The sequence below is a fragment of the Psychromonas antarctica genome, from assembly GCF_022267535.1.
GTDB classification, from domain to species: Bacteria; Pseudomonadota; Gammaproteobacteria; order Enterobacterales; family Psychromonadaceae; genus Psychromonas; species Psychromonas antarctica.
On the sequence record NZ_JAHNZV010000298.1, the window covers coordinates 1 to 532 of the forward strand.

Consider the following 532-nt stretch of genomic DNA (forward strand, 5'->3'; position numbering starts at 1 on the left):
GTAAACAGGCTGATTGGACACTCAATTACACGTTTAATCAACAGGGTAAACGCAGTGGTTTAATCCTGCCTGATGGCAAACAAATCGGTTATTTATATAATGAATTGGGGTTATTAAGCAGCCTAACACTTGTGCCACCAGACGAAAATGAAACCGCCTTATTAGCACTTGAGTACAGCGCGGCAGGGCAAATTACTCAGCACACATTAGGCAACAGCATCACCTTGCAGCAAGGCTATGATGTTCGCTCACGCTTAACCGCGCAAGATTGGTCAGGTCAGCAGGGCTATCACCAACAACGCCGCTATCAATACGACAAAAAAAATCAGCTCATCAGCAGCACGGAGCAGACGCAAGCAAAGATTAAAGATGATGACAATACGCACAACAAACCAAGTCAACGTCGTTTTAGTTATAACAAATTAAGTCAGTTAGTCAGCTCGGAGTGCAAAACTCAAACAGAAGCGCACAGCACACAAAGCAAAGATACAACAGAAAGCTTTGACTGGGATGCGTTTGGTAATCCACTGGT

1 protein-coding gene is annotated in these 532 nt (G+C 44.2%); it reads left to right on the forward strand.

Translation table 11 applies throughout. The features are described 5' to 3' along the window. Nucleotides 1-532 (forward strand): RHS repeat domain-containing protein (locus KSO91_RS17555; RefSeq protein ID WP_420830965.1); only part of this gene is annotated, 532 nt, incomplete at both ends.